This is a genomic window from Amycolatopsis nivea (assembly GCF_004522235.1).
GTDB classification, from domain to species: Bacteria; Actinomycetota; Actinomycetes; order Mycobacteriales; family Pseudonocardiaceae; genus Amycolatopsis; species Amycolatopsis nivea.
This window is the reverse complement of the sequence record NZ_SDLT01000023.1, coordinates 1-22,281: the sequence shown is the minus strand read 5'-3', so window position 1 is coordinate 22,281 and position 22,281 is coordinate 1. Positions and strand designations below refer to the sequence as shown.

At 70.6% G+C, this 22,281-nt stretch carries 19 protein-coding genes; 9 read left to right on the top strand and 10 right to left on the bottom strand.

Annotated elements, in window-relative coordinates:
* Window positions 1–82 precede the first annotated feature (82 nt).
* Window positions 83–757, top strand: a complete 675-nt coding sequence (locus EIZ44_RS25295; RefSeq protein ID WP_134731547.1) for an HAD family hydrolase — start codon at window positions 83–85, stop codon at window positions 755–757.
* Window positions 758–806: 49 nt separating this feature from the next.
* Here EIZ44_RS25295 and EIZ44_RS25290 read toward each other — a convergent pair whose 3' ends face one another.
* From EIZ44_RS25290 to EIZ44_RS45185, 3 genes are all read right to left on the bottom strand, one after another.
* Window positions 807–1,691, bottom strand: a complete 885-nt coding sequence (locus tag EIZ44_RS25290) for a phosphotransferase family protein (RefSeq protein WP_240691409.1) — start codon at window positions 1,689–1,691, stop codon at window positions 807–809.
* Window positions 1,692–1,877: 186 nt separating this feature from the next.
* Window positions 1,878–2,528, bottom strand: coding sequence for a response regulator transcription factor (locus EIZ44_RS45190; RefSeq protein WP_205673300.1), 651 nt, complete (start codon window positions 2,526–2,528; stop codon window positions 1,878–1,880).
* A 5-nt stretch (window positions 2,529–2,533) separates the two neighbouring features.
* Window positions 2,534–3,715 carry a sensor histidine kinase gene (locus tag EIZ44_RS45185; protein ID WP_205673293.1) on the bottom strand — a complete coding sequence of 394 codons (1,182 nt, stop codon included), beginning with the start codon at window positions 3,713–3,715 and terminating at the stop codon, window positions 2,534–2,536.
* Window positions 3,716–3,899: 184 nt separating this feature from the next.
* On the opposite strand from EIZ44_RS45185, the gene EIZ44_RS25275 reads away from it, so the two are divergent.
* The gene (locus EIZ44_RS25275; protein ID WP_134731689.1) at window positions 3,900–4,661 is read left to right on the top strand and encodes an ABC transporter ATP-binding protein; all 762 of its coding nucleotides are present in this window, start codon (window positions 3,900–3,902) and stop codon (window positions 4,659–4,661) included.
* 1 nt (window position 4,662) lies between these two features.
* Window positions 4,663–6,552 carry an FtsX-like permease family protein gene (locus EIZ44_RS25270; protein ID WP_134731541.1) on the top strand — a complete coding sequence of 630 codons (1,890 nt, stop codon included), beginning with the start codon at window positions 4,663–4,665 and terminating at the stop codon, window positions 6,550–6,552.
* A gap of 22 nt (window positions 6,553–6,574) precedes the next feature.
* On the opposite strand, the gene EIZ44_RS25265 is transcribed toward EIZ44_RS25270, so the two are convergent.
* On the bottom strand, window positions 6,575–7,810 hold the full coding sequence (locus EIZ44_RS25265) for a helix-turn-helix domain-containing protein (RefSeq protein WP_240691408.1): 1,236 nt from the start codon (window positions 7,808–7,810) through the stop codon (window positions 6,575–6,577).
* Window positions 7,765–8,781, bottom strand: a complete 1,017-nt coding sequence (locus EIZ44_RS25260; RefSeq protein ID WP_238606741.1) for a S1 family peptidase — start codon at window positions 8,779–8,781, stop codon at window positions 7,765–7,767. The genes EIZ44_RS25265 and EIZ44_RS25260 overlap by 46 nt, the downstream gene beginning before the upstream one ends.
* A gap of 245 nt (window positions 8,782–9,026) precedes the next feature.
* Here EIZ44_RS25260 and EIZ44_RS44855 point away from each other — a divergent pair, with 245 nt between their 5' ends.
* Window positions 9,027–9,173 carry a hypothetical protein gene (locus tag EIZ44_RS44855; RefSeq protein WP_167754273.1) on the top strand — a complete coding sequence of 49 codons (147 nt, stop codon included), beginning with the start codon at window positions 9,027–9,029 and terminating at the stop codon, window positions 9,171–9,173.
* A gap of 274 nt (window positions 9,174–9,447) precedes the next feature.
* The gene (locus tag EIZ44_RS25255; RefSeq protein ID WP_238606743.1) at window positions 9,448–10,209 is read left to right on the top strand and encodes a hypothetical protein; all 762 of its coding nucleotides are present in this window, start codon (window positions 9,448–9,450) and stop codon (window positions 10,207–10,209) included.
* A 120-nt stretch (window positions 10,210–10,329) separates the two neighbouring features.
* Here EIZ44_RS25255 and EIZ44_RS25250 read toward each other — a convergent pair whose 3' ends face one another.
* The 3 genes from EIZ44_RS25250 to EIZ44_RS25240 are packed head-to-tail and all read right to left on the bottom strand — an operon-like array spanning window position 10,330 to window position 14,193.
* The gene (locus tag EIZ44_RS25250) at window positions 10,330–12,120 is read right to left on the bottom strand and encodes a dihydroxy-acid dehydratase domain-containing protein (protein WP_240691407.1); all 1,791 of its coding nucleotides are present in this window, start codon (window positions 12,118–12,120) and stop codon (window positions 10,330–10,332) included.
* Between the two features lie 52 nt (window positions 12,121–12,172).
* The gene (locus tag EIZ44_RS45645) at window positions 12,173–13,168 is read right to left on the bottom strand and encodes a helix-turn-helix domain-containing protein (RefSeq protein WP_240691406.1); all 996 of its coding nucleotides are present in this window, start codon (window positions 13,166–13,168) and stop codon (window positions 12,173–12,175) included.
* 2 nt (window positions 13,169–13,170) lie between these two features.
* Entirely contained in the window at window positions 13,171–14,193 is a 1,023-nt protein-coding gene (locus EIZ44_RS25240) for a ketoacyl-ACP synthase III family protein (RefSeq protein ID WP_167754272.1), read from the bottom strand.
* A gap of 212 nt (window positions 14,194–14,405) precedes the next feature.
* Between EIZ44_RS25240 and EIZ44_RS25235 the strand changes: the two genes are divergently transcribed.
* Both EIZ44_RS25235 and EIZ44_RS25230 read left to right on the top strand, forming a co-directional pair.
* Window positions 14,406–15,578, top strand: a complete 1,173-nt coding sequence (locus EIZ44_RS25235; RefSeq protein ID WP_134665974.1) for a cytochrome P450 — start codon at window positions 14,406–14,408, stop codon at window positions 15,576–15,578.
* A gap of 109 nt (window positions 15,579–15,687) precedes the next feature.
* Window positions 15,688–16,239: a hypothetical protein gene (locus tag EIZ44_RS25230; protein WP_043827486.1), complete on the top strand. Its 552-nt coding sequence runs from the start codon at window positions 15,688–15,690 to the stop codon at window positions 16,237–16,239.
* Between the two features lie 260 nt (window positions 16,240–16,499).
* Here the strand turns inward: EIZ44_RS25230 and EIZ44_RS25225 are convergent, their stop codons facing one another.
* Complete coding sequence (locus EIZ44_RS25225) at window positions 16,500–18,971, bottom strand: hydroxymethylglutaryl-CoA lyase-like TIM-barrel protein (RefSeq protein ID WP_134731539.1); 2,472 nt, start codon at window positions 18,969–18,971, stop codon at window positions 16,500–16,502.
* Window positions 18,962–19,999, bottom strand: a complete 1,038-nt coding sequence (locus EIZ44_RS25220) for a polyprenyl synthetase family protein (RefSeq protein ID WP_134665970.1) — start codon at window positions 19,997–19,999, stop codon at window positions 18,962–18,964. The genes EIZ44_RS25225 and EIZ44_RS25220 overlap by 10 nt, the downstream gene beginning before the upstream one ends.
* A gap of 217 nt (window positions 20,000–20,216) precedes the next feature.
* On the opposite strand from EIZ44_RS25220, the gene EIZ44_RS25215 reads away from it, so the two are divergent.
* Both EIZ44_RS25215 and EIZ44_RS25210 read left to right on the top strand, forming a co-directional pair.
* Entirely contained in the window at window positions 20,217–21,977 is a 1,761-nt protein-coding gene (locus tag EIZ44_RS25215; protein WP_134731537.1) for a 1-deoxy-D-xylulose-5-phosphate synthase, read from the top strand.
* Window positions 21,974–22,281 (top strand): flavodoxin-dependent (E)-4-hydroxy-3-methylbut-2-enyl-diphosphate synthase (locus tag EIZ44_RS25210; RefSeq protein WP_439098619.1); only part of this gene is annotated, 308 nt, incomplete at its 3' end. The genes EIZ44_RS25215 and EIZ44_RS25210, both read left to right, overlap by 4 nt.

Here is a 22,281-nt window from a genome sequence, read left to right as displayed (position 1 = left end):
CGATCGCTTTGATCCCGGATCGAGGAGCACGGTCTCGCCGCCGGGCGACTCGTTCCGAGCGGTCTTGCCGTAGGAGTAGTACATGGTCACTTCTGTGGTGTTCGACGTCGGTGAAACGCTGCTCGACGACTCCCGCGAATGGGGTGAGTGGTCCGATTGGCTCAACGTGCCTCGGCACACTTTCTCCGCGGTGCTCGGCGCCGTCACGGCACAGGGCCGAGACAACGCCGAGACGTTCGAGTACTTCCGCCCCGGATTCGATCTTGCGCGCGAGCGGCAGCTCCGTGAAGAAGCTGGCCGCGGTGAGCAGATAAATGAAGACGATCTTTACTTTGACGTTCGCTCCGCACTCTCGGGGCTTCGGGAACTCGGCCTTTGGCTGGGTGTCGCCGGGAACCAGACGGCCCGTGCGGGAGATCTCTTGCGTGCCTTGCAGCTGCCGGTCGACCACATCGGCACATCCGGCGAGTGGGGTGTGGCGAAGCCTGATCCGCGGTTCTTCGAGCGGCTGATCGAGCTGGCGCCGGGCGAGCCAAGCGAGATTGTCTACGTGGGCGACCACCGTGACAACGACGTCGTGCCAGCGAAGGCCGCGGGTTTGCGCACGGCGTTGATCCGGCGCGGCCCGTGGGGTTTCCTGTGGGCCGACGACCCGGCAGTGCGCCGGCATGCCGACTGGGTTATTGGTTCCCTCAACGAGCTCCCGGCGCTTCTTGCGGCTGACCGGAGCCGTGGTGCCCAGCAGAGTCGCACCTAGCGCCAATCGGAGCCTTCTGACGCGGATGACGTGCAGTCGTTTCCTTCCGTCAGAAGGCATTCCACGTCCACGGCCTCGGGATCTCGCCGCGCAAGCAGGCTATGCGGTGCGATGCTTCCCGGGCGGCGTCGGCGCTCGTCGCGCCCTTTGCCAGCACAAAGGTCGCCCACCGCAGTTCCTGGATGTCGTCAAACGTCCGGAAAGACGCCGCCGTGGTGACGTCACGGCCATAGGCTGTGGCGAAATCGCGGTAGTCGGATCGGCTCACCCGGACAAAGTCCGCGAAGTCCGCCGCGAGCGGAATCAGGTCCCAGTCGCGGTCTCCGAGCGAGACGTGCTCCAAATCGAGGAGCACCGGCTTTCCGTCTGCGAGCACAGCAACGTTGTTCTGCCACGCGTCCCCGTGGATCACCGTCGGAGAATGGCGTGTTCGCTCTCGCTGCAGCCGTTCGCGCAGAACACCGACCTGGTGCGCAAGCCAGGCACGGTCGTAGTCCGGAAGGTGCCGCGCCGCAGCGATCCGGCCGGCGACCCCAGCGAACGGATCGAACATCCGCAAAACAGGGTGCGCCGGCGGCTCCAGGCGGTGGAGCAACCGGAGAATGCCGCCCAGTTCGGCGGGGCTGGCGGGGCGGTGCGCAGGCAGTTCCCGCCACCAGGTCACCGGCCGGTCATGGACGACGACCGGCTGGGCGATGTCGTCCAGAACAGCGACCGAGTTGATGCCAGTGCCTGCCAGCCAGCGGGCCGCCTCGATCTGGAATTCTGCGGCTTTCTCAGTGCCGGCGGGGCCGATGCGAGCGACACAGCCGCCGACGAGCCGGTACATCAGGTTGGATCCGTCGCGGATCAGAACCGCTCCGGCAGGATTCAAGCCCGCTCGTCGTGCCGCGGCCGCCAGAACGTCGCCCGCAGGCTTCGAGGTCGCTGTCACGCTGACGATGATGTCAACGTCTGGTGCATCCGGCCGGACAGTGCGCGCGTCAGCGGACGATGACGCGCCGATCCAACACGGGTGAGTCCGGAACCCGCGCTTGGCCGTTGCTCGTTGCTGCCGTAGATCGACGCGCGTGGGCCAGCGTTGGGCACCCGGCGGACCGAACCTGGACCGCAGGATGGGTCAGGGCGATTCGCGCAGGTAGGCCAGGACCGCGAGGACTCGCCGGTGTGTGTCGGGCGCGACGGGCAGCTCCAGCTTGGCGAAGATGTTGCCGATGTGTTTGGCCACCGCCGCTTCGGTGACCGACAACTGGGCGGCTATCGCGGCGTTGCTCGCGCCTTGGGCCATGTAGTCCAGCACTTCGCGCTCGCGGGCGGTCAGGCGGGAAACAGCGGGGCTTTCCCGGTTCCTGGCGAGCAATTGGCGAACCACTTGCGGATCTATCACCGTTCCGCCGGAGGCGACGCGGCGGATCGCGTCGGTGAGGACGTCGATGTCGCCGAGGCGGTCCTTCAGCAGGTAGCCGACTCCCGCGGAGTCGGAGCTCAGGAGTTCGGCCGCGTAGGTCTGCTCCACGTACTGGCTCAGCACGAGCACGGGCAAAGCCGGCTGCGTGGTTCTCAGCCGCAAGGCAGCGCGCAGTCCTTCGTCGGCGTTTCCCGGGGGCATCCGCACGTCGGTGATCACGAGGTCGCATTTCGTCCGGGACAGTGCTGCCAGGAGCTCCGGAGCGGTGCCTGCCTGGACGACCACGCGGTGGCCGTGGAATTCCAGGATTCGCACCAGCCCCTCGCGCAGCAGGACCGAATCCTCGGCCACCGCGATCCGCAGCCCGGTCACGGCAGGGGCTCGCTGGGGATGCGCACGCGCACCACCGTCGGGCCGCCGGGCGGGCTGGACAGCGCCACCGTTCCCCCGACCACCGACGCGCGGTCGGCCAGCCCGCTCAGGCCGCCGCCACCCTCCTGGTCGGCACCGCCCCGGCCGTTGTCCCGGATCTCCACCAGCAACACGCCTTGCTGGTAGCGCGCGACGACTTCGGCCCGATCGGCACCGCTGTGTTTGACGACGTTGGTCAGGGCTTCGCTCACGGCGTAGTAGGCGGCGCTCTCCGCCGAATCCGGCAGTCTCGTGCCGACTGCGGTGTCCACCCGCACCGGCAGGGCGCACCGGTCCGCCAGGTCGCCCAGCGCGGCGTCCAATCCCCGGTCGGACAGGATCTTGGGATGGATGCCGCGGATCAGGTCGCCGAGTTCCGCCAGCGCGAGTTTCGCCTCCGTGTGGGCGCGGTCGACCAGGGCGCCGGGGCCGCTTCCGCCGTCCAGCTGGGTGCGGGCCAGGCCCAGCACCATCGCCAGCGACGTCAGCCGTTGCTGGGCGCCGTCGTGCAGGTCTCGTTCGATCCGGCGGCGCTCGGCTTCGTGCTGGTCCACCATCCGGGCCCGTGAGCGCCGCACTTCCACCAGTTCGAGCTCGTCGCCTCCGCGGGCCGGCTCCAGCATCGCCCGGCTCACCCTGGCCCGCGCGCCTGCCGCCGCGGGCAGAACGAACACAGCGGCCGCCAGCACGGCAGCTCCGAGAGGCACTATCGCCCAGACGAGACCGCTTCGCACCATCGCCGCCCCGGAAGGCACCCATTCGGACGGGGACAACGCCACCACCAGCGGAGCCGCGATCATCGCGCCGGGCAGCACTACGCCGACGAGGACGACGATCAAGTCGAACACCCACAGCAGGGTGGCGAGCAGGGCGGTGTAGCCCAGCTCCTGCCAGGTGACCCGTTCCCGCAACCGGGCCTTCGACCGGCGCCACCACCCGCCCGCGCACGACGAGCGGAGGGCAGCCCGCACCGGCCCGGGGCTGACCCACCCCAGCCTGCGTCGCTCCACTCTGGCGACGGGGATTCCCAATTGGCACAACAAGATTAACGGCACCACCCCGATCGCGACCGGCAACAGCGCAACTCCCGCGCCTGCCGTCGCCACGATGACCAGCAGGCAGCCGACGCCCAGCGGCACACCGCTCAGCAAGTACGCCGCCGAGCGCACCACGCCGGCTTTCGACCTGTCCCGCACCATGGCTCCCTCCCTCGGAAACCACCATAGGTCCGTCGGCGCGGGCCGCGCAGGTATACCCAGCACTACCTTTGAACACCTGCCTGGGCCCGTGCGCGAAGGCTCGAACCAGGGTTGGCTTGAGCGCATGGGATCTTCACCGTCGGCTGAGTCCGTTCGTCTGGTGCGCCTGACCAAAGTGCACGGCGCCGCCCCGCACGAGGTGGTGGCGCTGAACGCGATCGACCTGGCATTCCGCCGCGGCACGTTCTCCGCTGTCATGGGTCCCTCCGGTTCGGGGAAAACGACGCTGCTGCAGTGCGCGGCCGGCCTGGACCGGCCCACCGACGGCGCGGTCTTCTTGGGGGACACCGACATCAGCGCCTTGTCCGAGCGGAAGCTCACCTCGTTGCGCCGGGACCGGATCGGGTTCGTGTTCCAGAGTTTCAACCTGATGGCGACCCTGACCGCCGTGCAAAACGTTTCGCTGCCGCTGCGTCTTGCCCGGCGCGGGGTGCGAGCCGATCGTGCGCGCCAACTGCTCGAACAGGTCGGGATGGGCGACCGGACCGGCCACCGGCCAGCCTCGTTGTCCGGCGGCCAGCAGCAGCGGGTGGCGATCGCGCGTGCGCTGGCCGGCAACCCCGAGGTGGTGTTCGCCGACGAACCGACCGGCGCCCTGGACAGCCGCAACGGTCGCCAGGTGCTCGAATTGCTGCGGAAACTCGTCGATGACGACGGCCAGACCGTCGTGATGGTGACGCATGACCCGGTAGCCGCCGCCTTCGCCGATCGGGTGACGTTCCTGGCGGACGGCCGGATCTCCGGCCATCTGGACAATCCCACCGCTCGGGTGGTCGCCGACCTGATGACCACGCTGGAGGAAACCGTGCCGAAAGAGGTCGGCTGACGTGCTGTGGATCGCCTTGCACACCCTGCGCGGCAGGCGCGTGTCGTTCGCGGGAGCGTTCCTCACGCTGGTTTTCGGCGTGGCCATGATTTCCGCGTCCGGCACGGTGATCGCAGTGTCGGGAGACGGGAAGAGCACGGCCGGCCCCGCCGCCCGGACAGCTCTGGCCGAGGCCGGCAACCTGCTGGCGCTGTTCGCCGGCATCGGCGGATTCCTGACGGTTTTCATCGTGGCGAGCACCTTTTCGTTCACGGTGTCGCAACGTCGCCGCGAGTTGGCGTTGTTGCGGATGGCCGGCGCCGGTCCCGGCCAAGTGCGCCGGATGGTGCTGACGGAGACGACGGTCCTCGGCACGGCGGCGGCAGCGGCGGGCGCGTTGCTCGGCGTCCCGCTCACCTCGGTGCTCGGCGACGTCCTCGTATGGAGGCAGGTGCTGCCCGCCGGCATCGAGTTGCCGTTGACACCGTCGCGGCTGGTCGCGCCGATGCTGGTGGCGTTCGTGCTCGGCCTGGCAGTCGCGATCCTCGGCGCGTGGCCCGCCGCGCGCCGGGCCGGTGCTATCCGGCCGGTGGAAGCCTTCCGGGAGGCGGTCGTGGACACCCGGCCGATCCCGCGGGGCCGCCGCTTTCTCGGGGTGCTGGGCCTTGCCGTCGGCCTGGGGCTGATGGTGCTGTTGCCGCGCGTGCCCCCGGACGGCCAGCTCCCGCTCGCCCTGTTCACCGCCCAGCCGATCGTGGTCGGCCTGGCCCTGCTGGCACCCGTGTTCGTCCCGCGGCTCACCGGGCTTGTGGTCGCGCCTCTGGCCGCGTTCACCGGAGCCAGCGGTCTGCTGGCGCGAGAGAACCTGCGCGCCGCGATCCGCCGGACCGCGTCCTGCGCGGCTCCAGTCCTGGTCACGATCGGAATCACCGGCTCCCTGCTGGCGGGCACGAACATGCTCGGGGCAGCGGGGCGGGCGAGTGCGGCGAAGCTCTACACGTCGCAACTGCGGGCTACTGGGGACAACCTGGACACAGCTGTGCCGGGCGTCCGCGCCGCAGTGCTAGTCGAGGACGCGGCTGTAAGCGCTTTGGTCCACCGCACAAGCAGGGAGATGGCTGCCCTCGGCGTCGCGGGGAAAGGTGTCTCCGACGTACTCGGACTGGGCACTACCACCGGCGACCCGGCTCAGCTCACCGGCTCGGCCGCGATGCTGGGGAGGCGGCAAGCGGCGGGCTTCGGCTTGACGGTCGGAGACTCGGTGGGCCTCCGGATGCCCGATGGCGCAACGGTTCCGGTCAAGGTGGTGGCTCTCTATGACGGCCCGCCTTTGACCGCTCCCCTGCTGCTGCCTGAACAACTCGTGGCCCACCACCGCGCGGTCGGAGCCCGTCCGCCCGCGCTGCACGTGGCGCTGAACAATCCGGCGGACGCCGCCAGGGTGGAAAACCTGTTGGCAGCGAAGGGCTACGAGGTGACGTCGACGGCCGCATGGCTGGCGACTTCGGCGGGGTTCCGTGAGGACGGCATGCGAATCGGCGCAGAACTGCTGGCATGGTTCGCCTTGCTGTACACGCTGTTCGCTGTCGCCAACACGGTCACGATGTCGTTCAGCGAGCGCGCGGGCGAGTTCGCCCAGCTGCGGTTGCTCGGTGCCCAACGCACACAAGTGTTGCGGATGGTTCTGTGGGAGGGCACGGGAATCGCGCTCACCGGCCTCGTCCTGGGAGCGGCGGCGGTGGCACTGGCAGTGGGCGGACTGTGGCAGGCGGTGCGTTCGGCCGGGCTCGACATCCCGCTCGACCTGCCATGGGTTCCGCTGCTGTCGATCGCGGCGGGTTGTGTCGTGGTGCTGCTGACCGTGTCCACAGTGGCCACAACGGTGGCGATGCGTCCCTCAGACACGCGTTGACACCCAAGCGCAGCCCACAGATTCACCTGGCAGCAGCCAGCTCGCCCCGCGAAGCCACCTTGAGTTTTCGCAGTACGCTGGCCACATGCTGTTCCACTGTGTGGCGCGAAAGGAACAGCACCTCCGCGATCTCGCGGTTGGTATGCCCGTCCGCCAGAAGACGCGCGACGTCCTGTTCCCGCGGCGAAAGCTCGTTGCCGTAACCACGTCTGCCACGCCGGGACGGGGCTACTGCGCCGGTCGCGCGGTGGGTGTGGCGGCGGCGGGCGGCGGCCCGGGTCGCGCCTAGGCGGGCGAAATCCTCTGCCAGGGCCGGGAAGGCCTCGGCGGCGCCCGGTTCGCCCATCGCCAGCTGGCTGCGTGCTAACTGTTCTCTCGCCAAGGCAGCGGGATATGGGGCGGGCAGGCGGTCGTAGCCATCGCTTGCTTTGTGGAAGAAGTGAGCTGCGCGCGCATGGTCGTGGCGATGTGCGGAGAGGATGCCGCGGCACAAGAGCAGGGCGACGGTCGCCAAGGGTGCATCGAGGTCGGGGACTTCCTGGGAGGCCTCGTCGATCAACGCGGCGGCGGCTCTGGTGCGGCCGATGCGGCAGTACGCCTCGACGGCGACCGGCAGCAACTCGCCGGACCAGGACCAGGCTCCCTTGGCGCGCAATAGCTCCAGGCCGAGGTCCGCGCGGGCTGCGGCAGCCTCGTTGTCGGAGTGCGACAGCAGCATGCTCGCGATTCCGGCGTGCGCGGCGAGCACGACCGGGGTCACCGCGTTCTCCGGTTCGTCGGGGCCGACCGCGGCGAAATGGGCGGTGGCCCGGTCCCATTCTCCCCTGGCGGTCGCCAGCAAACCCAGCACCAGGGAAAGCTCGCCGCTCATCGGCAGCAGCTGCCGGTATTCGGCGAGCAGGGAGCGGGCTTTGTCGTCGAGTCCGTCCCATCTGCCGGTGAGCCAGTCGGTGTGGACGCCGGTGGAGCGTGCGATGCCGATCAGGTACGGGGCGCCGCAGTCCGAGGCGAGTTCGATTGCGCTGCGCACCAGGCTGCTTGCGCGTCGGTGGTGGCCGATCCACACGCATGCGTCGGCGACGTTGGCGTGCAGCCGGGCCAGCTGGCGTTGTTGTTCGGCTGACGAGACCGCGGTCGGGACGGCGTCCATCGCCGCCAGTGCGTCGGGGTCGCCGATCTGGAGCCGGGACGGGAGGCAGCTCGCCAGGAGGGTCAGGACGAGGGTGCGGTCAGTCGTGTTCGCGATGACCTCGTCCACCCGGTCGAGCCAGCGCAGGTGCTCGGCGACCGGGGTGGCGCCGAACCACGGCTGGCCGAGACGTACATGCCCGGGTCGACCTGGACCGAACCGGGGGTGGCGCCGAGGGAGAAGCTGTCGGTGCCGACGTTCCCGATCTGCTCGGCGACCCAGTCCCCCATGTCGTTGTTGAGCCTGCCGTAGACGCTGTACCACTTGAAGTCGCTGCGGCTCCACGACGCGACGCCGACCACCTTGCCGTCCACGATCAGCGGGCCACCGCTGTCGCCGGGCAGGATCGTCGGGTCACCGTTGGAATAGCCGGCGCAGATCATCGTGGCGTCCTGGAAACCGGCCCCGACGCCCTGGCAGTTCGAGCCCTCGCGGATCGGCAGGGTAGCTTTGTTGACGGTGACGTCCCGCGAGTCGTCGTTGAAGTCCTTCTTGCCGTAGCCGACGCCGACCCCCTCTTTGCCAGGCTTGGTGAGCTCAGTGTCCGCGGAGGTGGCCACCTTGGCGTACTGGCCGTTCGGCACCGGGATGTCCGCGTCCGTGGTGACGATCGCGACGTCGTAGCCCTGGTCGAAGTTCACGTATTTGGGGTGGGTTTCGTAGCTGACGACGCCCACCCGGGTGCCGCCGCCCGCGTTCAGGTCGTCGAGGCCGTACAGGAACGTTTTCTTGCCCTCGGCGGCCTTGCAATGCGCCGCGATCAGGATCTTGCGCGGCGCGACGACCGAGCCGGTGCAGGTCTGGCCCTGCGGGCGGGTGCCGCCCTCGCGCAGGCCGGCGACGATGAACGGGAACTCCGCGACCGAGCTGTCCTGCCCGTGGTAGAACTGCGGCCGCATGGCGGGCGGGATGTGCGTGTCGCCGGTCGGAGCGACCGCGGTCGTGTTCGGTGCTGCTTGGGCAGTGCCGTCGAGGAGCGGGGCGGAGAGGACGGCCAGCCCGGCGGCCAGCAAGCCCAGTGTCCGGTGGGGTCTGTTCACAGCGGTTTCCTTTCCTGAGGCAGGAAGGTCACCTTCCGGTGCCCGGCCGGGCGGTAGCAATCCGGGAACCGGACCGTATGGGTACGGAACTATCTCCGCTCCGCGCGCGAGGAATATTCGCGCGGACCCTAAATTCCGCTCAACCGAGCCTAAGCAATCCTCAAGTTTCCCGCCGCGGGCTCCGGGGCGGAATAGAGTGGCGATGTCGGACCATGAGGGAGAACAGCCGGCCGTCAGGGGGAATCATGCTCGAAGCATTCGTCATCCTCGGTGGGATCATCATCGTTCTGCTCGCGGCGGGGCTGCTCGTGGCCTCGAAGGACGTCGGCCGCAAGGGGAACGCGGGCCAGCCTCAGCGCGGCTACTTGTTCCTCAGCAAGCCGTGGGGCTGACGGCGTTCGCACAAATAATGCCGCGCCGCCGGAAATCGCGGAAATAAGCGCGCTCGAACGCACACAACCGTCGGCGGATGCGCGTTTTCGCCAAGGCGAGATCCCATAGTGGTCCCGCTGCCGCGGCGACCCAGCCGTGTCGCGGCGATCAGACCCGCCCGTCGCGCCGTCCGGTAATCGATGGGAGGCCTCGTCCGGTTCCGGTAGGTTGTCGGATATCTCGGTGCACCGGGAACGACGACCCGTGGGATTGGGTCCGTACGAGGGGAATCAGATGCACAAGGGTTTTGTCCTGTCCGCAGGCCGTGCGGTCGTGGCGGTCGCCGCTGTCAGCGGGCTGGCGGCGTGTTCGTCGGGGACCGCGGCGGCTCCGGCGGAAACCGCCGCCGCGCATGCCGAGGTCTTCGGCGCGGGCGGTTACCGCGGCATTGCGCCGGGGATGGCCAAGGAGGCGGCGCTCGCCACCGGGAAGCTCGCCAACGCGCCGGTCTCCATGCTGGACGGCTGCACGGTCCTGAGCTGGCAGGGCGGCCCCGCGCCGGACCAGGCCAGACTCGCGGCCGAGGCCGCGGCGCAGAAGAAGGCCGACGAGCTCTACGCCAAGTCCGACGCGGCGGACCGGGACTCGAAGGAGAACACCGGCAAGTCCGCCGCGGAATTGGCGAAAGCAGCCGCCAAGGACGCGGAAGCGGCCCAGCTGGCGGCCGACTCCGCGATGGCGAGCGCCGAACTGGCGGGCAAGCGGGAAGAGCGCGACAAGGCGTTCGCCGCGGCCGGTGGCGCGTCGTTCGGCAAGAACGGCGTGCACGAGCTGGGCGCGCCGCCCGACGCCAAGACCGCGGAGGGCATCGGCATCGGCTCGTCGCTGGCGGACCTGCACAAGGCGTACGACGCGCGCGGCCTGAAGCTCGCCGAGGCCGGGCGGTTCGAGATGCCCATCGCGGAGAAGCCGGGCTGGCGGTTCGTGTTCACTCCCGCTGCCAACGGCACGGTCGGCGGAGTGGCGATCTCCGACGGCGTCCTGAAATGCCGGTGACGCCGTGGTGGTAAGTCCATAGTGGACTGATGAAGGCCTCCTTGCCGTTGCGGGCAAGGAGGCCTTCGCTTTCCCCGGATCGAGCACTCCGCTCGCTGTCCACAGTGGACGAACGATCGGTCAGGAAGAGACCTCCGACATCCCCGCGCCCTCGATCGCGGAGGCGGCTAGTGCGCGCATGCGGCGGAGCAGGCGGGACGTCACCGGGCGGACCAGTGGGTGGACGCCGCCGTTCGCTTCGGCGGCTTGCTGCCACTTCGCCAGGCGAGCCTGGTTGATAGCGGGGTCGGCCAGTTCGGTGCACTCGAGGGTGTCGGTGTTCAGGTCGACGGTGATCGTGTCGCCGTCTTCGACGAGGGCGATGGGGCCGCCGAGCGCGGCCTCCGGGCCGACGTGCCCGATGACCAGTCCGACCGATCCTCCGGAGAACCGCGCGTCGGTCATCAGCGCGACGGAAATGCCTTTCCTCCGGCACAGCGCGGTGATGCGGGAGGTCGGGTCGAGCATTTCGGGCATGCCCGGAGCGCCCCTCGGGCCTTCGTAGCGGATGACGACCATGTCCCGGTCGGCGAATTCGTCCGGCGTCTCGACGAGCGCCCGCAGCAGGGCCTGCTCGCTGTCGAAAACGCGCGCCCGTCCCTCGAACCGGCCGTCGACGACGCCGGTCTCGACCCCGGCCAGCTTGATCACCGCGCCGCCCTCGGGGGCGAGGTTGCCCGACAGCAGCCGCAGGCCGCCGGTCGGCTTGAACGGCTCGGCGACGGGGAAGATCACCTCGCTGTCCGGGGCGGGCGGGGCGAGCCGTTCGACTTGTTCGCCGAGCGTCTCGCCGGTGCAGGTCAGCGCGGAGCCGTCGAGCAGGTCGTGCCGGAGCAGTTCCGCCACCACCGCCTGCAGGCCGCCGGCGGCATCGATGTCCACCATGCTGTACTGCCCGAACGGACGGGCGTCGACGAGCACCGGGACATTCCGGGAGAGCCGGTTGAACTCCTGCTGCGTCATGACCTCCGACCAGAAGTCGAGGCCGGCCGCGCGGGCGATCTCCGGCGCGTGCAGGACCACGTTCGTCGAGCCGCCCAGCGCGATCGCCACGACCGCGGCGTTGCGGAACGCCGCCGGGGTGGCCAGCTGCCGCGGCGTGATCCCCCGCTGCGTCATGATTTCCAGGCAGTCCACGATCTGTTCAGGGAATTCCCCGGTCCGCCGCGGATCCTCGGACGCCGGCGACACCATGTGCAGCGGCTCCAGCCCCAGCACGGCGATGAACGACTGCATCGTGTTGTAGGTGAAGATCCCGCCGCAGCTGCCGTGCCCGGGACACGCGTTGCGCGCCCACCGCTCACGTTTGGCCGCGTCCGGGTCCCCGGCGACCTGGAAGCAGCTGACCAGGTCGATCCGCTCCCCGGTTTCGGGGTCCGTGCCCGGCCGGATGGACCCGTCGGAGAGCACCACCGCGGGCACGTCGCGCTCCAGGATCGCCGCCGTCGCCCCGACCGGGGGCTTGTCGCACGCCACCACGGCGACGGTTCCCCGGATCTCGCTGCCCTCGAAATGCAGCGACAGCCCGTCGTTCGTCGTCTCGCGGCCGATCAGCGAGTACCGCATCTGCGGCGTGCCGTTGCGCTGGCCGTCCGAGATCCCGCCCGAGTAGTTCGGGGCCAGCAGCCGGACGGGCAGGTCGCGCTCGCGGATCCGGCGCGCCAGCGCTTCGTGGATCGCCTCGACCTTGTCCGAGACGCCGACGTAGCAGACGCTGTCGCCCAACGTGCCCACGACGCCCCATGCGTCCCCGTGGATCTTGTCCACGTCCTGGCCCAGCGCGCGGGCCGTGGCCACCGCCTGGCAGTCCTGGCCCGGGCGCCACACATCCCGGCGGCTCGACTCGTCCATCAACGCTCCCGTCTTCGACACGACCGTCCCCATCGTCGCAGATCCGGGCGGGTGCGCATCCCGGCTTCGACGGTCAACCGGCGTGCGGGCGGGCCTGGCCGGTGCGGAGGGCGGTGAGTTCGTCCAGGCAGTACTCGGCGCGGCGGGCGGAGCCGTAGCGGGTCAGTTTGCCCCGGCGCGCCCACTGGCGGACGGTCGCCTCGGGCACTCCGGCGGCGAGCGCGGCTTCCTTGGTGGGCACGGTGCGCCGCCGGTTTTCTTCGCGGGTGCGGACGTCGAGCCAGTCCGCCGGGGGCAGGTCATGCCCGGCTTCGCAGGCGACTGTGGCGGTGGCGGGCCGCAGGTGCACCGGAGCGCGGCAGCCGCCGACCGGGCAGTTCCCGACCGGGACGGCGGGGCGCGGGTCGTCGAGGGCGGCGGTCGCGGAGGAGATGAGGTCGGAGAGCTCGTCGAGGAAGTCCGCGCCGCTGGGGTGCCCGGCCAGCCAGTCCCGGTGCGCGGCGAGGAAACGCACCAGCTCCGGCACGGTCCGCCGCGGCGCCGGGACCTGCCGTTCGGCGGCCACCAGTCCCGCCCAGGAGGCCAGGACGCCGAGGATCCGCGACCGGGCGTCGAAGGCGGCCTCCCGGAACGGCAGCCCGGTCCCCCGGCGGGCGGGGTGTTCGCGCACCGCGCCGCCGGTCCGTCCGGGCTGCAGCGCGGCCTCGCAGCGGGAGTAGAGGAGGGGAAGCGCGGTCAGCCCTGCGCCGACCGGGTCGGTTCGGCCGGACGGTCCGGCCGGGCGGCTTGGCTCGGCGGGACGGGTTGGGGCAGTCAGCCGGGCAGGGTCGACCGGGCGGGTCGGATCAGCCGCGCGGGCCGGGGCAGCCGAGCGGCTCCCGCCGGACGTGCGGATTCGGTCGTCCGGGCGGCTTCCGGCAGCCGGACGAGTCCGACCGGCCGCACAGGCCCGCTCGCCCGGATCGCCCGCCTCGGCCAGACGACCCGCGTCCGCTGGGCGAGCCCTCTCGCCCAGACCGCCCGTCTCCCCTCGGCAGGTCGCGTCCGCGGGCCGGGACTCGTCGGGCATGGTCAGTTCCGTTCGGGGTCCGGGCTGTCTTCCAGCATTTCCAGGACCGCCGAGGTGATGGTGTAGCCGGTGCCGCCGCCGAGGAGCAGGATGCGGTCGCCTTTGCGGGCCCGGCCGGTGCTGACCAGGTGGTGCAGGCCGGCGAACTGGTCGCCGGTGCCGAGGTGGCCGGTGGTGCGGCCGAATTCCCAGTTGGTGCGCTCCAGCGGGATGCCGAGGAAGCGGTCGGCGATGTCGGCGGCGCGGGCGGCGGTGGTCACCACCGGGACGGCGAACGCCAGATCCGCCGCGGTGATGCCCGCTTCGTCGAGGACGCGGTGCAGGGAGGCGCCGAACAGCGCGGCCATCCGGCCGTAGTGCTCCAGCATCGGCAAGTCCTTGGCGTGGAACTGTTTGCGCATCGCGTCGAAGTCGACCGGCGGCTGCTGCGCGCCGGCGAATCCGCCGCCGCGGGCCTCGCCTTCTAGGGAGTTGTCGGCCATCGTCGAGAGCGACAGGATCCGGGCGAATCCGCCGGAACCGCTCAGCAGCAGCGCGCTCCCGCCGTCGGCGAGCACCGACTGGTCGCCGTACCAGCGGCGGACCCACGCGCTGTCGAAACGGTCGCCGGTGGTGACGAGGACGGCGTCCTCCGGGCCGGTCACGAACCGGCGGCCCAGTTCGAGCGCGCCCATCGCGCCGTTGCATTCCTGGACGACGTCGAACGACGGGACGTCGCGGCCGACCGTGTGCAGGGCGACGTACGGGGCGGCCTGCCAGTAGTGCGCGCCCTGGTAGTCGACGTAGGAGTGGAACACCGCGCGGACCGTGCCGAAGTCGCGGGCGGACGCCATGGCCAGCGCGCCGCGTCCGGCGATCGCGGCCATTTCCGCCGGGTACCGCTCGGTCTCGACGCAGGCGGAGCGGACGCCGTCCGTCTGTGCTGACTCGGCGTCGTACCGGTTCGCCGCGACGGCTTCCTCGGCCGTCTCCCGGTCGGGCAGGCAGGCGCCGACGCCCGCGACGTACAGGGGGCACGGATTCACCGGGTCGCTCCTTCCCCGGCGCAGGGCCGGACCCCGCGCCACGATTGGACGAACCGACCGTACGGCGCGGGGATTGGGGCGGCGTTGAGCCGGTGTGGACGCTCCGGCGGCGACGGCTGTGCGCCGGGCGGACCGGCTGGTAGGAGGGAGCACGGGGGCCGCGTTCCGGCTCCGTCCGCAGTTCCCACCGCGGTGGGCCATCGGGAGGTTCCGTGTACGAATTGCCGTTTCCGCCGAGCGAGGACCTGTCCCGGCTGGCCCCGCAGTACTACCGCCTGCTCGAGGACGAGCCGCTGACGAAGGTCCGCACGCCCGCCGGGGACGAGGCCTGGCTGGCCTGCGGGTACGACCTCGTGCGGGACCTCGCCTCCAGCCCGGTGCTGCGGCGCGGCCACCGCACGCCGGAATCGGCGGCGCGGATCAACGATTCGGTGGTGCAGGGCGGTCCGACCGAGGAGTTCGACGGCGAACTGGAGCGGCACACCCGGATGCGCAAGCTGCTCACGCCCGCGTTTTCCGCGAAGCGGATGCTGGCGCTTCAGGAAAGCGTCGAGGAACGGGTCGACGCGCTGCTCGACGAACTCCCCGGACCGCCCGCCGACCTGCACGCCGGGCTGTCCCAGCGGCTGCCCGCGATGGTCATCTGCACGCTGGTCGGGGCGCCGTACGAGGATTACGAGCTGTTCCGGTCCTGGACGTCGCGGCTTTCGGGCACCGGCGATCCGGAGGCGGGCCGCGCGGCGCAGATCGAGTTCGGCGTCTACATGGCGGAACTGCTGGAGCGGAAGAAGCGCGAACCGAGCGAGGACGTCTTCTCCGACCTGGCCGCGGCGGGCGGAGTGGAACTGCCGGAGGCGGCCCGGCTCGCGGCCGCGCTGCTGTTCGCCGGGTACGAGACCACGATGAGCCGGATCGACCTCGGCACCGTGCTGTTCATCCGCAACCCCGCGCAGTGGGCGAAGCTGACCGCCGACCCCGGGCTGGTCACCGGTGCGGTGGAAGAAGTCCTGCGGATGGTCGTGACGAACATCCAGGACACCGGAGGCTCGGTCCGATACGCGGCCGAAGACCTGACGGCGGGCGACACGACCATCCCCTCCGGCGACGCGGTGCTGCTCGCCTACCACGCGGCGAACCGGGATCCGCGCGTGTTCGAGCGGCCGGACGAGTTCGACATCACCCGCTCGCCCAATCCGCACCTCGGTTTCGGGCACGGGATGCGGTACTGCGTGGGCAACACGCTCGCCCGGATCGAGCTGCGGGCGGTGTTCGGCGCGCTGGCGAAACGGTTCCCCGGACTGCACCTCGCCGCGGACGGGGACGCGCCGCGGCGCCGGGCCGAATCGGTGACCGGCGGAGTGACCGAGCTCGCCGTCAGCTGGTGAACCGGGCCGGTCGGCCCCAGGATTCCACCCTCCTTTGCACCCCCGGGTGGATGCCCGCCCGGGGGTGCGCTGCCTACCGTGGGGCCGACCCCGAGGAACGGATTGCGCGATGTGGAAGACGTTGGACGAAATCTCGAACATCGTGGCCCTTGTGGCCGGCGGCGCCTACATCGTCTGGTCGATCATCCGCAGGCTGCGCGGCACGCCGATGTCCACGAAACGGCTGCTGGTCCTTCCGGTGGTCTGCTTCGCCGTCGGCATCTACATGGCTGCCGGCGACGTCACGAAGGCGACCGCGCTGGACTGGGAGCTGCTGGGCGTCTTCGTGCTCGCGGCGTACGGCGAGGGCCTCGGCCGCGGGGCCACCATCCGGCTCTACGAGCAGGACGGCCTCCCGCACCAGAAGTACAACTGGCTCACCGTGACGATCTGGCTTTCGCTGATCCCGCTGCGCGTCGGCATGGTCCTGCTGGCCCAGCACTGGCACGCGGACATCGCGGGCGGCACCGACATGGTGGGCATTCTGCTCGGCCTGACGTTCCTCGGCGAGGCCTCGGTGGTCCTCCCCCGCGCCCGCCGGATGGGGCTCAACCTGAGCTTGTCGCCGAAGAAGAACGCCAAGAAGGGCCGGGCTTCCGACCGGGTCGGGCACGCTGGCTGAGACGGATGGCAGTCAGGGTGTCGCGCCCTGGCAAGGAATGTCCGGGACCGCACGGTGCGCCCCAATGTGGCATTGGGTGCGTCAGATGCACCCAATGTGGCGTTCGGTGCGTGAGATGCACCCAATGCCACATTGGGGTTTTCTCAGCGGCTGCCGTAAGCGGCCTCGCTCTCGGTGAACGTACGTGAGGGGAACCCTGACGGAATCTGGTTCCGTCAGGGTTCCCCTCACGTACGCATCAGCGGCGTGGCTGCGGTGCCTCAGGCAACGGGGCGGGCGCGGGTCAGCAGTTCGGCTACCCGGTCCGTGCCTACCGCGCCGCGTTTGAGTTCTGTCAGCACCGCGTCGATGTCCGCGGGTTCGACCGTCAGGCCGCGTTCGGCGGCGACCGCCGTCACGGCCGAGCGGCCGGAGTGCTTGCCCAGCACGATCCGGCGCTGCCTGCCCACCAGTTCCGGCGGGTACGGCTCGTAAGTGCTGGGATCGCGGGAGATTCCGTCCACGTGGAGGCCGCTTTCGTGCACGAACGCGTGCGCGCCGACGACGGGAGCGTACGCGGGCACGCGATCGCCGATGAGCCCGGCGACGTGCCGCGCCAGCGGTTCCAGCAGCGGGAGGTCGAGGCCGGTCGAGTGGCCCATCGCGGCTTCCAGCGCCATGACGACCTGTTCCAGCGGGGCGTTCCCGGCCCGTTCGCCGATGCCCAGCACCGAACACTGCACCCCGGACGCACCGCCGAGCAAACCCGCGAGCGAGTTCGCGGTGGCCAGGCCTAGGTCGTTGTGACAGTGCACGGCCAGCGGCAACGGGCAGCTCTCGCCGACCCGTTCGACCAGCTCCCGCATCGTCCACGGCTGCGCGATCCCGGCGGTGTCCGCGAGGCCCAAGGCGTCCGCACCAGCGTCCGCGGCTGCCTCGTACACCGCGGCGAGGATGTCAGGGTCGGTGCGGGTGGCGTCTTCGGCGGCGAATACCGCCTGCCGTCCGGCTGCCTTGACCCGGCGCACCGCGCGGTCCACCCGACGTTTCAGCTCGTCCACGTCGATGCGCAGTTTGTGGCGCAAGTGCGATTCGGACGTGCCGATGAAGACCGCGACGCTGTGCGCGCCGGTGTGCAGCGCGGCGTCCACATCCGCGTCGGCGGGGCGCGCGATCACCTGGATGACAGTGTCCAGCTCGGCGGCCACGATGGCGCGAATCGCGGCGCTCTCCTCTTCGGACACCACCGGGAAGCCCGCTTCGATCATCGGGACGCCCAACGCCGCCAGCCGCCGGGCCAGTTCCAGTTTCTGGTCCGGGCGGAACGCCACCCCGGGCATCTGCTCGCCGTCGCGCAGCGTGGTGTCGCTGACGACCACTCGCTCCGGCAGCTGCCCGGTGCGCAGCGGTTCGCGCGGCACGGCGGCGGCTCGGCCGCGCGGTCCGCGGAATTCGTTGAACAGCTGGTTGAGCAGCATCATGTCGCGGGCGGGTGCGTCCATCCGCAACGCGCGGGTTAGGTAGGCGCGGCGGGGATTGCTGGTTCCGTCCAGGAAAATCGCCGCGAAGACCGTGCCGGTGGTGGTGATCGTCAGCCGGGGCAGTTCCGGCTCGGGCTCGTCGGCGGAGAGCCGTCGTACGGCGTTGTCCGCGGTGCACAAGACAATCGCCAAGTCCGGTTCGGACAGCCGCACCTCGATCAGCCGCGCCCAGCCGCTCAGTGCGCGCAATCCGGTCTCGCGGGCCGCCAGTCCGGCCAACTGCTGGTCCACGAAGGACAGAACCGCTCCGGCATCCACAGTGGACTTGTCATTGCCCAGTTCGTGCCGGGCACGCAGGAGCCGCTGACTCCCCCACGCACAGCCCAGCGCGACCGCGGTGATCGGGACACCGACCGCGAGACCGCAGCCCAGCGTCACGAGCGCGCCTGCCAGCAGGACCCGTTCGAGCACCAGCACGGTATGCGCCCGATAAGCCCGCAGCCGGGTCACTTCCTGAGTCCACAATGGAGCGAGCGCGGCCACCGCGGCTGCGATGGACAAGGCGAACACGACGAGTGCGGCGACAGTCGCGGACGAGACCACGAACTGCGCGACCGCGCACAGATAAGCGACCAGGATCGTGCCGGTGGCCACCCGCACGCCGACGGTCAGCCCGTGGCGGACCGGCAGCGTCGCGTAGCCGCCTTCGCGGTCGCCGTCCACGTCGCGCAGGGCGCCGACCAGGTTCGATCCCGTGTCGTGCAACCAGAACGCAGCTGCCAGAGGGATGACCGTAGCCGGAGGGAGGTCGGCTACGGTCATCGCCCCGAACAGGCAGGCGAACGCCGAAATGAGGCCGCGCACCGCGTTTCCGGCCAATCCGCGCCCTTTGAAGAAGCTGCTGTACGCGATGCCGAGCAGCAAGGCGACCAGGACGAGGCCGAGCGTCCGCCAGTTCACCGCGAGCCCGATGATCCCGCCGGCCGCGGTGAGCCCGATCAGCATGCCCAGCGCGGTGCCGGGGCGCATCCGGCCGGACGGGATGGGCCGATGCGGCTTCGCGGTCGCGTCCAGGTTCCGGTCGAAGTAGTCGCCGCCGTACAGCCCGGCCAGCCAGCCGATCGTCGGCACCGCCCAGGCGCACAGCAACCGCAGCGGCGACGCGGCCGGATCAGCCAGTGCGGCACCGGCCAATCCCACCAGGCCGACGTAACAAGCGGTGTACGGCCGCCACGTTTCGACGTGCGCGAAGAGGATCTCTTTCAGCCGCATCGGTTCACAGTCGCCTGTGCGAAGTAGGACAGCGTTTCCTTGCTCGGCGTGCTGGGCAGCACCTCGAGGACTTCGGTTGCGCGCACGGCATATCCGCGGGCGGCGTCGGCAGCCGCGTCGACCCCGCCCGCTTCGCGCACCAGTGCGGAAACCGCGGCCAGGCGCGCGGCCGGGTCGCCGGTGCCGCGCAGCTGGCGGTCGAGTTCCGCGGACACCGCCTCGCCGCCGAGTTCGCGCGCGAGCAGGAACGGCAGGGTCAGCCGCTGGTTGGCGATGTCGCTGGTGACGGCTTTGCCCATGGCGTCGCCGTCGCTCGTGTAGGCGAGCAGGTCGTCGTGGATCTGGAAGGCCGAGCCGAGAAGTTCGCCGTAGCTGGCGAGCGCGGTGCACCATTCCGGCGGCCCGCCGCCGAGGATCGCGCCGCTGGCGCAGGCCGCGCGGAACAACGCCGACGTCTTCAGCCGGATCATTTCCAAATAGGACGGAACGTCGCAGACGTAGCCCTCGCACAGTTCGGCTTCCATGCTCTGCCCGCGGCACAGGTCGATCCCGGCCGCGGCCACTGCGGTCATCGCGCGCGCGACGCGTTCGTCCGGCACCCCGCGTTCGCCGCATTCGCCGAGCGCGGCGAACAAATAGAAGATCAGCGCGTCGCCGGCCACGATCGCGTCGTCGCGGCCGTAGGCGGCGTGCACCGACGGGCGGCCGCGGCGCATCGCGTCGCCGTCGATGATGTCGTCGTGGATGAGGCTCGCCACGTGGCCCGCCTCCGCGCCGGCCGCCGCGGGCACCACCTGTTCGACGTCCGCGCCGACCGCGCCCGCCGATTCGAGCAGCAGCAGCGGCCGGAACAGTTTCCCGCCGGGCACCAACGCGTAGTGGCAGATCCGGGCGAGATGCGCGCCCTCGGCGTCCCAGCTGTTCTCGAGGTGTTTGCCGACCAGCGAAACCAGGTGATCGATGCGGTCGGAACGGTCCAGGATGGCCGTGCCGAAATCCCGTTTCCCGGTGCTGTATGTGCTTTCCATGACCGTCCCATTCCGACGATTTCCCCCGTGCCTGCCGACGGTAGGGAGCCCGCGCGCCCGCGGACAAGGCCTCCGGCCCGTCCTCAATACGGGGTCAACAAGGCTTCAACAGCGCGGCCGGAACGGTGTTGCGGAAACGTTGAGCGGCGCTCTCCGGCGCCTTGTCGCCCGCCCGGAAGGCGCCGTACGTTGCCGGTCGTCTCGAGGAGGACGACGCATGGCTTTGCTGGAGAGAATTCGGGGACCGCGCGATCTCGACGGGCTGTCCGGAACGGAACTCGGCGCGCTCGCCGAAGAAATCCGCGGGTTCCTGGTCTCCGCGGTCGCCCGGACCGGCGGGCACCTCGGGCCCAATCTCGGGGTCGTCGAGCTCACCCTCGCCCTGCACCGGGTTTTCGATTCGCCGTGCGACACGCTGCTGTGGGACGTCGGGCACCAGTGCTACGTGCACAAAATCCTCACCGGCCGCCAGGACGGGTTCGCCGGGCTGCGGGGCGAGGGCGGGCTGTCCGGCTATCCGAGCCGCCGCGAATCCGGCCACGACGTCCTCGAGAATTCCCACGCGTCCGCCGCGCTTTCCTGGGCGGACGGGCTCGCCAGGGCCTACGAGGTGCGGCAGGTCTCCGATCGCGCGGTGGTCGCCGTGGTCGGCGACGGCGCGCTGACCGGAGGAATGGCTTGGGAAGCGCTCAACAACATCGCCGGCGCCCAGCGGCCGGTCGTGGTGGTGCTGAACGACAACGGCCGCGCGTACGACCCGACCGTCGGCGGGCTCGGCCGTCATCTCGCGGCGCTGCGGAGCGATCCCGGCGACGGCGGCGTTTTCTCCGCGCTGGGCATGGACTATCTCGGCCCGGTGGACGGGCACGACATCACCGCGCTGGAAACCGCGCTGCGGGACGCCCGCGCCCGGAACCGGCCGGTGGTGGTGCATTGCGTGACCCGCAAGGGCGCCGGGTACGCACCGTCCGAAAAGGACCCGGTCGACCGGCACCACGCGATCGGCCCGTTCGACCCCGGTACCGGGACGGCCCCCGCCGGGCCGCCGTCGTGGACCTCGGTGTTCAGCGACGAAATGATCAAGGTGGGCAACGAACGCGAGGACGTCGTCGCCATCACGGCGGCCATGCGAGGCCCGACTGGGCTCGCTCCGTTCGCCGAGCAGTACCCCGGCCGGTGCTTCGACGTCGGGATCGCGGAGCAGCACGCGGCGGCGGCCGCGGCCGGGCTGGCTTACGGCGGCCTGCATCCCGTAGTGGCGGTGTACGCCACGTTCCTGAACCGCTGTTTCGACCAGGTGCTGATGGACGTCGCCCTGCACGGCGCCGGCGTGACTTTCGTGCTGGACCGCGCGGGGCTGACCGGCGACGACGGGCCGAGCCACAACGGCATGTGGGATCTTTCGCTGCTGCAAGCGGTTCCCGGTCTCCGGGTGGCCGCTCCGCGGGACGCCGCGCAGCTGCGCACCCAGCTGCGGGAGGCGATCGAAGTGGCGGACGCGCCGACCGTCGTGCGGTTCCCGAAGGGCGCGGTGGGTCCGGACATCGAGGCGATCGAACGGCACGGGCCGGTCGACGTGCTCAGCCGCGGTGTCCGGGAGGACGTGCTGGTGGTCGGCATCGGCCCGCTCGCCGGGCCCGCGGTGGCGGCCGGGGCGCGGCTGGCCGAGATGGGCATCGGCGCGACCGTGGCGGATCCGCGCTGGATCCAGCCGGTGCCCGACGCGCTGGTCGCGCTGGCGCGGGCGCACCGCGCGGTCGTGGTGGCCGCGGACTGCGGACGCGCCGGCGGGCCGGGGACCCTGCTGGCACAAGCACTTCAGGACGCCGGTTCGGATGTTCCGGTGACCGGGCTGGGGATTCCCCAGCAGTTCCTCGAACCCGCCAAACGGGCGCGGCTGCTGACCGCGCTGGGACTCACCGCGGATGCCATTGCCGAGGCGTCCCGCCGCACTGTCGAGAAAGGACTGTCCGAGTGACCGTCGCGTTGGGCATGCCGGGTTTGCCTGCTCCTNTGGGGTCGGTGGGGGTCGGCAGCGACCACCCGATCTCGGTGCAGTCGATGACCACGACGCTGACCTCCGACGTCAACGCCACCCTGCAGCAGATCGCCGAGCTGACCGCGGCGGGCTGCGACATCGTGCGCGTCGCGTGCCCGTCGGCCGACGACGCCGAGGCGCTGCCCGCGATCGCGAAGAAATCGCAGATCCCGGTGATCGCCGACATCCACTTCCAGCCCAAGTACGTGTTCGCCGCGATCGAGGCCGGCTGCGCCGCGGTGCG

Coding starts and splice junctions, on each gene's coding strand:
- EIZ44_RS25295 (WP_134731547.1), top strand. CDS start 83: ATGGTCACTTCTGTGGTGTTCGACGTCGGTGAAACGCTGCTCGACGAC.
- EIZ44_RS25275 (WP_134731689.1), top strand. CDS start 3,900: ATGGGATCTTCACCGTCGGCTGAGTCCGTTCGTCTGGTGCGCCTGACC.
- EIZ44_RS44855 (WP_167754273.1), top strand. CDS start 9,027: ATGCTCGAAGCATTCGTCATCCTCGGTGGGATCATCATCGTTCTGCTC.
- EIZ44_RS25255 (WP_238606743.1), top strand. CDS start 9,448: ATGCACAAGGGTTTTGTCCTGTCCGCAGGCCGTGCGGTCGTGGCGGTC.
- EIZ44_RS45645 (WP_240691406.1), bottom strand. CDS start 13,168: ATGCCCGACGAGTCCCGGCCCGCGGACGCGACCTGCCGAGGGGAGACG.
- EIZ44_RS25230 (WP_043827486.1), top strand. CDS start 15,688: ATGTGGAAGACGTTGGACGAAATCTCGAACATCGTGGCCCTTGTGGCC.
- EIZ44_RS25225 (WP_134731539.1), bottom strand. CDS start 18,971: ATGCGGCTGAAAGAGATCCTCTTCGCGCACGTCGAAACGTGGCGGCCG.
- EIZ44_RS25220 (WP_134665970.1), bottom strand. CDS start 19,999: ATGGAAAGCACATACAGCACCGGGAAACGGGATTTCGGCACGGCCATC.
- EIZ44_RS25215 (WP_134731537.1), top strand. CDS start 20,217: ATGGCTTTGCTGGAGAGAATTCGGGGACCGCGCGATCTCGACGGGCTG.